Raw genomic sequence first — 13621 nt, forward strand, 5'->3', positions numbered from 1 at the left:
CACGTGCTCCAACCGGGAGGAGAGCCCGGCTATGCCCGGATCAGCGCGGCCAGGTCGACCCGGGCGCGTCCTGCCAGACGGTGCTCGGCGGAGCGAGCGACTCCAGCTCCTCGAACAGCGCGTCGGGGATCTCGAGCGCGTCGTCGGCCGCGAAGGAGTCGTAGTGCTCGGCGGAGGTGGCGCCGACGACCGTCGTCGTCACGCGGGGGTCGCGCGTCGAGAACTGCAGCGCGGCGGCGGCGAGCGGCACGCCCGCCCGGTCGCAGGCCGCTCCCATCGCCGCGACGGCGTCGACGATCTCGCGCGGCGCCGGCTGGTAGGCGTAGGAGGCGACCGGCTCCGGCCAGCGTGCGAGGGCGCCTCCGCCGTAGACCGCCGCGTTGACCACGATCACGCCGCGGTCGACGGACGCGTCGATCAGCTCCTCGGAGGAGCGGTCGACCAGCGTGAAGCGGTTGTGGGTGATCACGGCGTCGAACAGGCCGGTGTCGACGTAGTGGCGCAGCATCGGCGCGGGTCCGCCGGAGATCCCGATCGAGAGGGCGACGCCCGCCTCCTTCATCGCGACGAGCGCGCGGACCGGGCCGTCCTCGGCGAAGGCCTCGTCGTACGAGATGCGCTCCGGGTCGTGCAGGTAGAGCAGGGGGAGGACGTCCATCCCGAGGCGCTCGCGGCTCTCGTCGAGGCTGCGGCGCATCCGCTCGGCCGAGTAGCTGCCGGTGCTCGGGTCGCGGTCGAGCTTGGTGACCACGGTGATCCCCTCGGGGACGCCGCCGCGGGCCTGCAGGGCCTCGCCGATCAGGCGCTCGCTGTGGCCGCCGGCGTACTCGTTGGACGTGTCGACGACGGAGACGGCGCGGGTGGCGGCGTCGGAGTCGAGGACGCGCTCGAGGGCCGGCACCCGGTCGAGGTCGGCGACGCGATCGGGGCGCCAGGAGGTGCCGAGGGTCAGCCGGGTGACGGTGGCGCCGGACGGGCCGAAGGGCCGGAGGCGGGAGGACTGCGGAGTCATCCGCTCAGCCTGGCAGCGCCGGGGTCCTCCCCGCATCCCGCGGTGGATGAACGGTCAGTGGACGAGAGTGCTCAGCCCGACCACGTCGAAGCCCAGGAGCGTCGTCGAGAGCGTCCCGGCGGAGAGGTGGGCGATCCGGAAGACGGCGATGGAGCGGAGCGGCGCGGCCGCCTCCGAAGTCGACGACGTGTCCTGCTCGACGGGATCCTTCCGCGGGGCCTTCCGCGGGGCTCGACGACCGGGCGGCGGACCGGCCCGAGGCCGCCCTGACGGCCGGACGCGGGCCGGTGGTGCGGCCTAGGCTCGGCGAGTGACCGTCGATACCGCCGCCGCCGACTCCTCCGCCCGCTCCGCCGTGCTCGACGCTCTCGCCACTCCGGCGCTGGTGCTCGACGAGGCGGTGCTCGACCGCGACATCGCCGCCGTTGCCGCGGCGGCCCGCGAGCGGGGCCTGGCGCTCCGCCCCCACGCGAAGACGCACAAGTCGCTCGAGATCGCCCGGCGCCAGCTCGCCGCGGGGGCCGTCGGGCTCACGGTCGCGACCGTCTCGGAGGCCGAGGTCTTCGCCGCGGGAGGGATCCGCGACCTCTTCATCGCCTACCCGCTCTGGCTCGACGCCGAGCGCGCCGGGCGGCTCCGCCACGTCCTCGCGAGCGCCCGTGTGCGGGTCGGCGTCGACTCGGCGGAGTCGGCCGAGCGCCTGGCCGCGGCCCTGCCCGAGCGCGAGGGGCTCGAGGTCGTCGTCGAGATCGACTCCGGCCACCACCGCAGCGGCGTGCTCCCCGCCGAGGCCGGCGCGATCGCCGCGGCCGCCGTCTCGGCCGGGCTCGACGTCGCCGGCGTCTTCACCTTCCCCGGCCACAGCTACGCGGCCGGCAACGGAGCGGCGGCCGCCCGCGACGAGGCGCGCGCGCTCGCCGAGTCGGTCGCGTCCCTCGCGGCGTCCGGAGTCGAGGCCCGCGTGGTCAGCGGAGGCTCGACCCCCTCGGCCGCGTTCGCCGACTCCTCGGTGCTCACGGAGCTGCGCCCCGGGGTCTCGGCCCTCGGCGACGCCCAGCAGTGGGAGATCGGCACGATGACGCCCGGGGACATCGCCGTCACCGTCCTCGCCACGATCGTGTCCCGCCGCGGCGACCACCTGATCGCCGACGCGGGAAGCAAGGTGCTCTCCTCCGATCGTGGCGCGGCCTCGAGCGGCTTCGGCCGCCTCCCGGAGCACCCGGAGGCGCGCATCCCGGTGCTCTCGGAGCACCATGCGACGATCACCGGTGTCGACCTGCCCGTGGGGACGCGGGTGCGGATCGCGCCGAACCACGTCTGCGTCGCGGTGAACCTGGCCGACGAGTACCGCGTCCTCCTCCGCGACGGCGGCGGCGCCGTCTGGCCCGTCGACGCCCGCGGGCGGAACAGCTAGGCGATCCGCGAGCGCGGGATCCGCAGGCCGAGCAGCGCGCTCGCCGCCAGCAGCACGAAGGCGGAGGCGAAGGCCGCGGTCGGCGATGCGGCGTCGGCGAGAGCGCCTGCGAGCAGCGGCCCGATCACGCCGCCCAGGTCGGACGCGGCCTGGAACACCGAGACCGGCTTGCCGCCGCGCTCGCCCGCGGCGTCACCGACCAGCGCACCCGGGGCCGTGCCCATGAAGGCGGCCGCCGCTCCGTAGACGCAGAGCAGCACGACGAGCAGCCACAGCTCCGAGACGAACGGCATCGCCAGCATCGCCACCGCCGCGACGGAGAATCCGCCGATCAGCGCCGGGCGCCGGCCGACCGTGTCGACGAAGCGGCCGGCGGGTGCTAGCGCGATCGTCTGCACCACCGCGGCGATCGCGAAGGCGATGCCGGTCCAGGCGGGCTGCCCGCCGAGCCCCTCGACGACGAGCACGGGGACGAGCGTCGCGCGGACGCCCATCGCCGACCAGCCGAGGGCGAAGTTCGCCAGCACCGCGCTCTGGTACCGGCGGTCGCGAGCCACCTCGCGCAGCGGCTTCGTCCTCGCCGCGGCGGACGGTGCCGCGTCGCGCTCCGGCCGCTGCAGCAGGATCAGCCCGACGAGCCCCGCGATCGCGAGCGTGCCGGCGTAGAAGAAGAAGGGGGCGGTGAGCGAGATCGCCGTGAGCACGCCGCCCACCGCGGGGCCCGCCATGCCGCCGAGCAGGAAACCGCCCTGGTAGAAGCCGATCGAGCGGCCGCGCCGCTCCGGGCTCGCGGTGCGCAGGAGGAGCGTCATCGCCGCGACGGAGAACATCGCGGAGCCGATGCCGCCGACTCCGCGCAGCAGGAGGAGGTGCGGGTAGTCGGAGGCGAAGCCGACCAGCGCCGAGGAGAGCGCGACGATGCCGATGCCGACGGCGAGCACGACCCGCTCGCCGAACCGGTCGACGAGCGGCCCCACGAACGGATTCGCGACCAGCCGCATCAGCGCGAACGCCGAGACGACCGCGCCGACCGCCGTGTAGTCGACGCCGAAGCTGCGCACGTAGGTCGGCAGCACCGGCACGACGACGCCGAACCCCAGCATCACGAAGAAGGCGACGACCCCCAGCACGAGCACGTCCCGCGGCAGTCGCTCGCTGTCTCGGGAACGCCACGGGAATCGCACCTGTCGACGCTACCCCTTCTCGAGGGCCCGGCCCGCGCCTCCATGTGTCGAGTTCGCGCCGACCGTCCGACACCCTCTCCGCGATGGATACGGTCCCAGGACCCGATGGATCTGCCGGCGAATGAGGAGACGTCATGAAGAGTTCTCTGTGGTTCGGGTCCGGTCTCGCTGTCGTCGCGCTGGCGCTGACGTCGGTTCTCGGGGCGCAGGTGGCCACGGCCGCTCCGATTCAGCCGAACAAGAACTGCGAGGACGAGTTTCTAGGGGGGTGCGTGAAGTGGTACACCGGCGTCTCGACCTGCGATCACATCGTCGAGACCAGTGCCCCGGAATATCGCAAGAAGGCCTGCGCGGTCTGGGTCACGACGGGGACGATGCACATCGAGCGATGAACGATGGTGGACCGCACGACCGCCTCATCGGCGGTACTCGTATCCGTGCTGCTCCTCGTGGGCTGCACCGAGCCGGGAGGCGATCAGGAGGCCGCTCCCTGTGTCCCGCTCGAGCGCACGTGGAACGACTACGCGCCGGAACTCGATCCCGTTCTGCGTCCACCGTTTCGCGAAGCCCTCGAGGGCTTCGACGAGAGCTCCTCGAACTCGATCGCGTCCGACGCTGCTCGTCTCGCCACGAGCAATCTGCTCTCCGCGATCTCCGGGGATCGACGAGCGAGCGAGTACTTCTGGAACGCCATGGACCTGATCGGCCGTGAGTGCGCCGAGGCGGGAGTCCCGCTGTCGTTCGACCACCACGGCGAGCAATTGACCACGGGGAGCAGTGCCGTCCACGGGCGCCCGCCCTGGGCTCTCGATCCGCCGCCTCAGCCGGAGAGCGGCACGATCGAGCCGACGATCCCGGGGTAGCTCACGTAGTAGAGGACGCCGTCGCGGTGGAGGACGCCGCGGCCGGGGTAGCTCTCGTCCGGTCCGTCGGGCCCGTCGAGGAAGCCCGGAGCCGCGGTGTCGTCGGCGGTGAACCCGTCGGCGAGGAGCGCGGCGCTCCGGTCAGGCCACTCCGCGTCCGGGACCGCCAGCTGCCCGACCACGACCGACACGTCGCCCTGGCCGCTCCACCGGCAGAGCACCCCGTCCTCGGCGATCTCCTGCACGACGGGGTAGTCGGCGTCGTAGACCGTCGCCTCGGGCGAGGGGGCGAGACCGTCCTCGGCGAGCGACCCCTCCTCGTCGGCGGTGAGCAGGTCCTCGCAGGGGAGCAGGGCGGTGGCCGGGGTCGCGGTGGGCAGCGGAGTCGCGCTGCCGGCGCTAGCGGTCGGCACGGCACTGCTCGTCGTCGGTGCGCTCGAGACCAGCGGTGGAGCGGTCGTCGGGGCGGTCCCCTCGTCGGCGCTTCCCGTGCAGCCGCTCAGCGCGAGCAGCCCCGCCCCGCAAGCGAGCAGCGCACCAGCGCCCCTCGCGGTCGTCGTCCGGATCATCGCGAGCCCCCTCGTCCGCGGCGGCCGCGTCGCCGCCCCCTCGATCCTCTCCTCCGCCCTTGTCGGCTGTCCACCGCCCCCGGCCGGCGCCGGGGGCGACTAACGCTTCGGCCCCGCGCCGATCGCCCAGACCCGCGGCGGCACGGTGCCGTTGACTGCGTGGTCGCCGACGATCCGCGCCTTGAACACCCACGGATTGTGGCTCGCGGCCGTGCGCGCGTTGCGCCAGTGCCGGTCGAGGTTCTTGCGGGTGCTCACCCCGGAGGCGCCCAGCGCGTCGAAGAGGTCGGAGGTCGCCCGGGTGGCCAGTTGCGTCAGGACGATCTGGGCCTGCGCCGTCTCGAGCTCGGCGAGGTCGTTCTGCCGCTCGTCCTCGAGCGGGTCGCCGTCGAGGGCCGCCTCGTGCGCCCGCTGCAGCGCGACCGCCGCGCGCTCCACGATCGCCGCTCCCGCATAGGCGGCGGCCGAGACCTGTCCCACCACCTGCAGGATCTGCGGATCCGCCGCGAACGACTCGGCGTTCCCGTGCGAGAAGATCCGGGTCCGCGCCCGCACCTCGGCTGCGATCTCGCGCTCGGCCCCCGCGATCGAGCCCGCCAGCACGGCCAGCAGCACCGCCTGGTAGAACGCGGTCTGGTAGCGGAACCGGGTCTCGAAGTCGATCACGTCCTCGGCCGCGACCACCGCCTCCGTGAAGGTGCTCGTCCCCGAGCCTGTGGTGCGCTGGCCGAAGCCGTCCCAGTCGTCGGCGTGCTCGACGCCCGCCTGGCGAGCGTCGACGATCGCGATCACCTTCTGCCCGGTGTCGGTGCGCTGGGCGAAGGTGTCGATCCAGTCGGCGAAGACGCTGCCGGTGGAGTAGTACTTCGTGCCGGTCACCGTGAACCGCGTCGGGTCGCCCTCGACCGGAGCGACCTTCGTCTGCACGTCGCCGATCGCGACCGTGCCGACCTCGGTCCAGGCGTTGCCGCCGAGCTCGCCGTCGGCGAAGCGCCGGAGCCAGCGCTCGCGGGTCCCGTCGGTCGCGAGCAGCCGGTCCTCGACCAGGGCGAAGTGGCCGCGGAGCGCCTGGGGCAGGTTGGAGTCGGCGGCGGCCAGCTCCGTCAGCAGGCGGAACAGCTGGGGGAGGCTCGCGCCGGCCCCGCCGGACTCCAGCGGCACGCGCACCGCGCCGAACCCGGCGTCCGCCAGCGCTCGGATCTGCGCGACCGGCAGCTCGCGTGCGCTCTCCCGCGCCGCCGCTCCCGCCGCGATCTCGGCGAACAGCGGCCGGAACCGCCCCGCCAGCTCCTCGTAGTCCACCTCGGGCACGGCCCGCAGATCGGTCGCGGTCATCGTCGGCTCCTGTTCCGCTGCGCCCATTCCGGGCGGCTCGTACTCGACGGTAGGGGAGGAGCCCGGTCCGCGGTCCGCCCGTGACGCCCGGTGTCCCTCCGTGACCTCCGGTGTCCCTCCGTGACGCCCGGATCGGGGAATGCCTCGCCCCCGGGGCTGTTGGTCCAGGGGATGTCCTCCACCACTCCCGTCCCCCCGTCCGACCCCCGCAGCGCCCTCGTCGTCGGTGCGACGGGCATCGGCGGCTCCGCCCTCGTCGACCTGCTCACCGAGCAGGGGTGGCCGGTGACCGCCCTCTCGCGCCGCCCGATCGACGCGCGCCCCGGCGTCACTCCGCTCGCCGCCGACCTGCGCTCCGCCGAGGACCTGGCCCGCGTGCTCGCCGACCAGCGCCCCACGCACGTCTTCTTCACCGCCTGGTCGCGCCAGGCGACGGAGGAGGAGAACATCGCGGTCAACAGCGGCATGGTCCGCGACCTCCTCGCCGCGCTCGCGCACGCTCCCGTCGAGCACGTCGCGCTGGTGACCGGCCTCAAGCACTACCTCGGCCCGTTCGAGGCGTACGGGCAGGGCGCGATGCCCGACACCCCGTTCCACGAGGAGGAGGAGCGCCTCGACGCCCCGAACTTCTACTACGCGCAGGAGGACGAGCTCTTCGCCGCGGCCGGGCGCGCCGGGTTCACCTGGTCGGTGCACCGCTCGCACACGGTCATCGGGCACGCCGTCGGCAACGCGATGAACATGGGGCTGACCCTCGCGGTCGCTGCGTCGATCCACCGTGCCGAGGGCACCCCGCTCGTGTTCCCCGGCTCGCTGACGCAGTGGAACGGACTCACCGACATGACCGACGCGACGATCCTCGCCGAGCAGATGCTCTGGGCGTCGACGTCGGAGGCGGGCCGCGACCAGGCCTTCAACGTGGTCAACGGCGACGTCTTCCGCTGGCGCTGGATGTGGACCCGGATCGCGGAGCACTTCGGCGTCGAGCCGGTCGGCCCGGGGGAGGAGCCGCAGCCGCTCGAGCAGCAGATGGCCGGTGCCGAGCCCGTCTGGCGGCGCCTCGTCGACGAGCACGGGCTGATCGAGCCCGACCTCTCCCGCGTCGCCTCCTGGTGGCACACCGACGCCGACCTCGGCCGGAACCTCGAGGTCGTCACCGACATCGGCAAGTCCCGCCTCGCCGGCTTCACGGCGTTCCACCGGACGGTCGACTCGTTCACGGCGCTCTTCGACCGCTACCGCGCGGAGCGCCTGATCCCCTAGCGGTTCGCTGCGGCGCCCCTCGCGATGAGCACGTCCGGCGAGAGCTGGTGGCGCACGAAGCGGAGCGTGAAGCTGCGGCGGTCTCCTCCGGAGACCCGCTCGGCGAGGACGCGGATGCCGAGGACGGCGACGACGCGCCACTGCTCGGTCTCGTGGGCGACGACGGCGCAGAAGAGGTCGCCCGGGCGCACCTCGTCGACGGTGGTGGTGAGGCTGTTCGTTCCGTGGGTCATCTGGCCGCTCCTGGTTCCGGCGGACCTCGCGGACGGCGCTTCGGGTGCGCCGCGCAGCCGTCCGCCGGTCGCTCGAGAGGGGGGCCCGAGCGGCCGGCGGCCGGTCATGCGTGCGACAGCAGGGACGAGCCCGCCGGAACGACCCCGTGCCGCAGGAGCAGTGTAAGACTGCGACCCTGACCGTGGCGCGGAATGTCAACCACTTGCGAGCGCGCTCCCGGGGTTCTCAGGCCCGGAGACGACGGAACCCGCCTCCCGGGCGGGAAGGCGGGTCGTGTCGGTGTGCGGCGGCGGCGCCTGATCGGGAGCGGCTCCGGCGCGGAGGGTCAGGCGGCGGGCTCGGCGCGGCGCAGCGGGACGGCGGCGTTGCTCGTCGGCTCGGGCACGATGCGGAGGCCGGCGCCGCTGTTGGCGCGCTCCATGAGGGCCTCGACCCACTCCGGGTTGATCGTGGGCTGGCGGCTGCCCTTGAACTCGAACTGGATCGGGATGGTCGGATGCATCCACACGCCGCGGCGGCCGGTGCCGGCCTGGGGGCTCGCGTCGAGGGTGAGCAGGAAGCGCTCGTCGCGGCGGAACTTGTTGATGATGACGATCTGGAGGTGGGCGAGGGCGCGGTCCTCGACCTCGATGGCGGCGGGGGGAGTGCCGTACAGGATGTTGCCCATGGTGTGCTCCGATCTGACGTGCGAGTGGCTGACGTCCGTCACTCTATATCGCTAGAAAGACTTCCTACTAGTTGAGCTAGCTACTTACGTCGCGGAGTGCGTTTTCTGTCCATCGCCGCCGGACGACTCGATTCTCCGACGGATCCGGGGCGCGGCAGAAGACCCTCGGAGTGAACTCCTGGGGACGCGCGGCCACGGCCGCGGGGACGCCGGTCAGGCGCGGCGCTGCTCCAGCACGCCGTCGGCGTACTCGCCGATCGGCTCGCCCGCGAGCTCCTGGGCGGCGTCGACCGTCTCGGAGTCGGCCGGGCGCTCGACGATGTCGCGCATCGTCTGCAGGAAGCGGATGACGGTCCCGGCCTCGGAGGGGTTGAGCGTCTCGGCCGCCTCGAGCATGCGGCGGTGCATCTCGTCGAGCGTCTCGCGCACCTCGCGGTGGGAGGTGGGGGTGGCGACGATGCGGATGGCCCGGCGGTCGCTCGGGTGCGGCTCCCTGACCACGTGCCCGCTCTTGACCAGCCGGTCGATCAGCACGGTCGTGGAGGCGGAGGAGATGCCGAGGTAGGAGGCCAGGTCCTTCGGGCTGACGTGCACGCCCTTCTGCTGGCGGCGCATGAGGAACTGCACGGCCAGCAGGTCGTTCTCGCCCATGCCCATGGATCCGCGGGTCCGTCGGCGCATCGCGGCCTCCGCCGTGCGGAAGGCGCGCATCGCGGCGAGGACCTCCACCGCTCCGGGCTCGGTCGCCTCACCCGAGAACCAGAAGGCCCCGGGTCGCTTCAGCGTGACCTCATCCATGCCGAACAGTCTAGACAGTCTCGTAGCAAGAACATCTAGACAAGCCAACCTCCCCCGAGGTGCTTGCCTGGAAGGGCGGCGACCACTACGAAGGGACTACTAGTTAGACGAGCTAGTGACTCATTCGCGAAGGGAGCTGCCCGTGCTGGACGAACTCGACCGCCTGCAGCCGCTCCCCGCCGACGTCGTGGATCCGCTGGTCGGCTCCACCCTGGCCGGTCGCTACCTCGTGCTCGAGCGGGTGGGGGAGGGCGGCAGCGCCGTCGTCTACCGCGCCCGCGACCTCCGCCTCGCCCGCCAGGTCGCGGTCAAGGTCCACCGCGGCGTCCCGGATACCCCCAACGAGCGGGCGCGTCGCGAGCGCGAGATCCGCTTCCTGATCGACTCGCGTCACGCCTCCGTGGTGGACGTCCTCGACCAGGGCGAGATCCCCGGCGAGGAGGGCGACCTCGCGTTCCTCGTCCTCGAGTACTTCGACCGCAGCGACCCGGCGGCCGACTGGTTCGGCTCCGGCGATCCGCGGCTCATCGCGGAGGTCGGCGCTCAAGTGGCCGACGCTCTCGCGCACCTGCACGCGCAGGGCGTCCTCCACCGCGACGTGAAGCCCGAGAACGTCCTCGTCCGCTCGCGCGCCACCGCATCCGGCTTCTCCGCGCACGAGGCCAAGCTCAGCGACTTCGGGATCGCCCGCTCGGTCGACGACGCCCGGCTCACCCGCTCCGACGTGCTGGTGGGCACCGCCGCGTACCTCAGCCCCGAGAGCCTCGGCTCCGGCCCGGTCGGACCGGCGTCCGACGTCTACTCGCTCGGGCTGGTCCTCCTCGAGGCCGTCTCGGGCCGCAGGGCCTACATCGGCACGACGCTCGAGATCTCGATCCAGCGCCTCCACCACGCGCCCGTCGTCCCGGAGACGGTCCCGGCGGAGTGGCGCGAGCTGCTGACCGCGATGACCGCTCTCGATCCGGCCGACCGCCCCTCCGTCGAGGAGGTGGCACGCCGGCTCTGGGCGCGCCTGGCCGGCGGCCCCGCCGCAGCCCCCTCCCGCAGCGGAGTCACGGGCACGGTCGCCCTCGTCGCCGCGGGCCTGGTCGGCGCGGTGACGGCCCTCTCGCTCACCGGCTGGCTGGGCTGAGCGCCCCGAGCGGTCCTCGTCCGCTCAGGTTCCTCGCGAGCGTGCTCCCGTAGGCTCCGGGCGACCCTCGACCGACCCCGAGCCGCGTCGCCGCGGACCGAACGGAGCCGATCCCATGAGCCCGCGCCGCCTCTTCCGCCTGCTGTCGATCGTCGAGGCGGTGACCTGGACTCTCCTGATCGTCGGGATGCTGCTGAAGTACGCGGCCGGAGCCGGCGACTGGCCGGTGAGCGTCGCCGGGCCGATCCACGGGTTCGCGTTCCTCGCCTACGGAGCCGCGGCCCTGGTGCTCGCGGTGAACCAGCGGTGGTCGGCGGGCGCGACGGCGCTCGCGGTCGTCAGCGCGGTCGTGCCCTACGCGACGGTCCCGCTGGAGCGCGGCTTCGAGCGCCGCGGCCTGCTGGAGGGCCCGTGGCGGACGCACGCCACGGACGACCCGCGCGACCGGCGCGTGACGAGCCGGCTCCTCCGCTGGGCGCTCGCGCGGCCCGTGCTCGCCGGGGCGCTGGTCCTGGCTCTGGTCGCCGTCGTCTTCGCGGCGCTGCTGGTGGTCGGCCCGCCCGGGGGCGGCGAGGCCTGATCCCGAGCGCGGCGCGCCTCAGACGGGGCGCGTCTCCGCGTCGATGAGGATCTCGGCGGCGCGACGCGCGTGCAGGGCGGCCTCCGGGGTTCCGGCGATGGCCGCGGTGGTCTGGGCGCCCTCGGCGAGGATCGCGAGCTGCGCGGCGAGCTCGGCGCCGCCACCCGCCTCCTCGGCGAGGGTCGCGAGGAAGCGCTGGAACGTCTCCTTGTGGTCGCGCGCCATCTCGGCGACCATCGGGTTCGACGAGCCGAGCTCCCCGAAGGCGTTGATGAAGCCGCAGCCGCGGAACGAGTCCTCGGAGAACCAGTCGAAGAGGAAGTCGTAGATCGCGAGCAGCTTGCCGCGAGGTCCGTCCGCCGCGGCGACCCGGGTGGTCACGCCGAGGGTCCACTGCTCGTGCCGGCCGTGCAGGACGGCGACCACCACCGACTCCTTGCTCGGGAACTCCGAGTAGAGGCGCTTCAGCGAGACGCCCGCGGCCGTGCGGAGCTCGTCCATCCCCACGGACTGGATGCCGCGCTCGTAGTAGAGCCGGTCGGCGGCCGCGAGGATCGCCTCGCGGGGAGGGCGCTCGTCGAGGATCGGGGACATCCCTCCATGGTAGGCGCTACCAGAACGGGCGTTCTCGGTCGGCTGCCGCGCTCTCCGCAGGGGGTCCGGGGATCGGACGCTGCTGCTAGCGTCGCGCTCGGGTGCGCAGGCGCCCGGGGACGGGAGGCGGACGCATGGTCGTCGCGATGCAGGCCGAGGGATTCGACGGGCCGGAGGCGCTGCGCGCCGTCGAGGTCGATCCGGGGGAGCCGACGCCCGGCAGGGTGCGGATCGCGGTGCGCGCCGCGGGCGTGAACCCGGCCGATGCGAAGCTCCTGCGCGGGATGTTCGGGCGCGGTCGGGTGCCGGTCCGGCCGGGCAGCGAGGTCTCCGGAGTCGTGACCGCGGTCGGCGAGGGGGCCGAGGGGCCGCTCGGCCAGATCCGCGTGGGCGACGAGGTCGTGGCGTTCCGGGTCTCCGGCGGCTACTCCGCCGAGCTGGTCGCGCCCGCGAGCGCGGTCCTGCCCAAGCCCGCCGGGCTCGGCTGGGCGGCGGCCGCGGGCCTGCTGCTGGCCGGGACGACCGCCGAGCACCTCGTCGAGGCCACCCGCGTCTCCTCCGGGGACACCGTCCTGGTGCACGGGGCGAGCGGAGCCGTCGGCTCGCTCGCGGTGCAGCTCGCGGTCGCCCGCGGAGCACGGGTGCTGGGCACCACGAGCGAGCGCGGCGAGGAGGTCGTCCGCCGCTTCGGCGCGGAGCCGGTCCGCTACGGCGCCGGGCTGGAGGAGCGCGTGCGCCTCCTGGCCCCCGGCGGCGTCGACGTCGCGCTGGACACGGCGGGCACCGACGAGGCGCTGGACGCCTCGGTGGCTCTGGTCGCCGACCGCTCGCGCATCGCCACCGTCGCCGGCTTCGAGCACGCCGCCCGCCTCGGCGGCATCCTGCTGCTCGGCGGCGGACCGGGAGCCGATCCCGGCACCGCGCTCCGCGACGCCGCCCGGCCGGGCCTGCTCGACCGCGCCGGTCGCGGGGAGCTCGAGGTCGTGCTCGGGCCCTCCTTCCCGCTGACCGAGGCGGCCGCCGCGCTCGCCCTCGTCGAGTCGGGCCGCGCGCGCGGCAAGACGGTCCTGCTCCCCTGAACGAGACGTCCTCCCTCGACCTGCCGGCCCTCGGGCCCTTCGACTCCGCCGGCGCCGCGAGCCTCCTCCGCAACCACGCCCTCCCCGGAGTGGAGCGGGTCTCGGCCGACGGCCGGCGCCTGGAGCGCCTGCTCACCCTCGACGGGGCGCCGCGGCCGATCGCGCTCGAGGTGACGGAGACCGGGCTGCGGGTGGAGGCGGAGCCGGACGTGCTGACGCCGGCGGCCGCGGTCGTCCGTGCCTGGTTCGACCTCGACTCCGACGTCGTGGCGATCGGCGCCGAGCTCTCGCGGGACCCGCTGCTCGCCCGCTCCGTCGCGGCCCGACCGGGGCTGCGCGCGACGCAGTACCCGGAGGCGTTCGAGGCGGCGGTGATGGCGGTCCTCGGCCAGCAGGTGTCCGTCGCCGCGGCCCGGACCTTCGGCGGACGGACCGCCGCGGCCTTCGGCGCCCCGGGGGAGCGCGGTCTGCTGGCGTTCCCCGAACCCGCCGCCCTGCTCGCGCCGGAGTTCGAGGCGCTGCGCTCGGCGATCGGGATCACCAACGCCCGGGCGCGGACGGTCCGGGCCGTCGCCGAGGCCTTCGCCGCCGGACCCGTGCTCGACCGCGCGGGCGACCTGCCGGAGCAGCGGCGCGCGCTCCTCGCGATCCCGGGCATCGGGCCGTGGACGGCCGACTACCTCGCGCTCCGGTTCCTCGGCGATCCGGACGCCTTTCCCGCCGGCGACCTGGTGCTGCGGAAGGCGCTCGGCCGGGTGAGCACGGCGGAGGCGGAGGCGGCGTCGCAGGCATGGCGGCCGCACCGGGCGCACGCGGCGTTCCACCTGTGGGCGAGCACCGGGGCGGTCTGAGCGGACGGACGACCCGAGTCGAGAGGCCGCGCCCGGACCGGCGGCC

At 74.1% G+C, this 13621-nt stretch carries 16 protein-coding genes; 8 read left to right on the forward strand and 8 right to left on the reverse strand.

Translation table 11 applies throughout. The features are described from left to right. Positions 1–40: 40 nt before the first annotated feature. Positions 41–1012 carry an aldo/keto reductase gene (locus C5C35_RS01410; RefSeq protein WP_181134131.1) on the reverse strand — a complete coding sequence of 324 codons (972 nt, stop codon included), beginning with the start codon at positions 1010–1012 and terminating at the stop codon, positions 41–43. Positions 1013–1322: 310 nt separating this feature from the next. On the opposite strand from C5C35_RS01410, the gene C5C35_RS01415 reads away from it, so the two are divergent. Then, positions 1323–2426: an alanine racemase gene (locus C5C35_RS01415; RefSeq protein ID WP_258068945.1), complete on the forward strand. Its 1104-nt coding sequence runs from the start codon at positions 1323–1325 to the stop codon at positions 2424–2426. Here C5C35_RS01415 and C5C35_RS01420 read toward each other — a convergent pair. Further along, positions 2423–3610 (reverse strand): MFS transporter, encoded by a 1188-nt coding sequence (locus C5C35_RS01420; protein ID WP_244229579.1) that lies wholly within the window; start codon positions 3608–3610, stop codon positions 2423–2425. The genes C5C35_RS01415 and C5C35_RS01420 overlap by 4 nt on opposite strands. Before the next feature lie 134 nt (positions 3611–3744). On the opposite strand from C5C35_RS01420, the gene C5C35_RS01425 reads away from it, so the two are divergent. Together C5C35_RS01425 and C5C35_RS01430 are read left to right on the forward strand one after the other, a co-directional pair. Then, positions 3745–4002, forward strand: a complete 258-nt coding sequence (locus tag C5C35_RS01425) for a hypothetical protein (RefSeq protein WP_104262374.1) — start codon at positions 3745–3747, stop codon at positions 4000–4002. Positions 4003–4005: 3 nt separating this feature from the next. Then, positions 4006–4473 carry a hypothetical protein gene (locus tag C5C35_RS01430; protein WP_104262375.1) on the forward strand — a complete coding sequence of 156 codons (468 nt, stop codon included), beginning with the start codon at positions 4006–4008 and terminating at the stop codon, positions 4471–4473. Here the strand turns inward: C5C35_RS01430 and C5C35_RS01435 are convergent. Next, positions 4431–5042, reverse strand: coding sequence for a hypothetical protein (locus tag C5C35_RS01435; RefSeq protein ID WP_146084547.1), 612 nt, complete (start codon positions 5040–5042; stop codon positions 4431–4433). The two genes, C5C35_RS01430 and C5C35_RS01435, sit on opposite strands and share 43 nt — an antisense overlap. Before the next feature lie 99 nt (positions 5043–5141). Further along, positions 5142–6377 carry an acyl-CoA dehydrogenase family protein gene (locus tag C5C35_RS01445; protein WP_104262378.1) on the reverse strand — a complete coding sequence of 412 codons (1236 nt, stop codon included), beginning with the start codon at positions 6375–6377 and terminating at the stop codon, positions 5142–5144. A 171-nt stretch (positions 6378–6548) separates the two neighbouring features. On the opposite strand from C5C35_RS01445, the gene C5C35_RS01450 reads away from it, so the two are divergent. Further along, positions 6549–7640: an SDR family oxidoreductase gene (locus tag C5C35_RS01450; protein ID WP_104262379.1), complete on the forward strand. Its 1092-nt coding sequence runs from the start codon at positions 6549–6551 to the stop codon at positions 7638–7640. Here the strand turns inward: C5C35_RS01450 and C5C35_RS01455 are convergent. The 3 genes from C5C35_RS01455 to C5C35_RS01465 form a co-directional block, all read right to left on the reverse strand. Next, entirely contained in the window at positions 7637–7873 is a 237-nt protein-coding gene (locus C5C35_RS01455) for a hypothetical protein (RefSeq protein ID WP_104225949.1), read from the reverse strand. The two genes, C5C35_RS01450 and C5C35_RS01455, sit on opposite strands and share 4 nt — an antisense overlap. A 326-nt stretch (positions 7874–8199) precedes the next feature. Continuing rightward, positions 8200–8541 (reverse strand): ATP-dependent DNA ligase, encoded by a 342-nt coding sequence (locus C5C35_RS01460; protein WP_104224199.1) that lies wholly within the window; start codon positions 8539–8541, stop codon positions 8200–8202. A 213-nt stretch (positions 8542–8754) separates the two neighbouring features. Then, the gene (locus C5C35_RS01465; RefSeq protein ID WP_104224167.1) at positions 8755–9339 is read right to left on the reverse strand and encodes a MarR family winged helix-turn-helix transcriptional regulator; all 585 of its coding nucleotides are present in this window, start codon (positions 9337–9339) and stop codon (positions 8755–8757) included. 142 nt (positions 9340–9481) lie between these two features. Here C5C35_RS01465 and C5C35_RS01470 point away from each other — a divergent pair, with 142 nt between their 5' ends. Continuing rightward, positions 9482–10471, forward strand: coding sequence for a serine/threonine-protein kinase (locus C5C35_RS01470; protein ID WP_181133777.1), 990 nt, complete (start codon positions 9482–9484; stop codon positions 10469–10471). Between the two features lie 115 nt (positions 10472–10586). Further along, positions 10587–11051 (forward strand): DUF3817 domain-containing protein, encoded by a 465-nt coding sequence (locus tag C5C35_RS01475; RefSeq protein WP_104225947.1) that lies wholly within the window; start codon positions 10587–10589, stop codon positions 11049–11051. Between the two features lie 18 nt (positions 11052–11069). Here the strand turns inward: C5C35_RS01475 and C5C35_RS01480 are convergent, their stop codons facing one another. Then, positions 11070–11645 (reverse strand): TetR/AcrR family transcriptional regulator, encoded by a 576-nt coding sequence (locus C5C35_RS01480; protein ID WP_104224170.1) that lies wholly within the window; start codon positions 11643–11645, stop codon positions 11070–11072. A 134-nt stretch (positions 11646–11779) separates the two neighbouring features. On the opposite strand from C5C35_RS01480, the gene C5C35_RS01485 reads away from it, so the two are divergent. Then, complete coding sequence (locus C5C35_RS01485; RefSeq protein ID WP_258068947.1) at positions 11780–12724, forward strand: NADP-dependent oxidoreductase; 945 nt, start codon at positions 11780–11782, stop codon at positions 12722–12724. A gap of 20 nt (positions 12725–12744) precedes the next feature. After that, a complete protein-coding gene (locus C5C35_RS01490) occupies positions 12745–13575 on the forward strand; it encodes a DNA-3-methyladenine glycosylase (protein ID WP_258068961.1) in 831 nt (276 codons plus the stop codon). The last annotated feature ends 46 nt before the right edge of the window (positions 13576–13621 follow it).

This window comes from Rathayibacter sp. AY1F8, from assembly GCF_002932165.1.
GTDB lineage: Bacteria > Actinomycetota > Actinomycetes > Actinomycetales > Microbacteriaceae > Rathayibacter.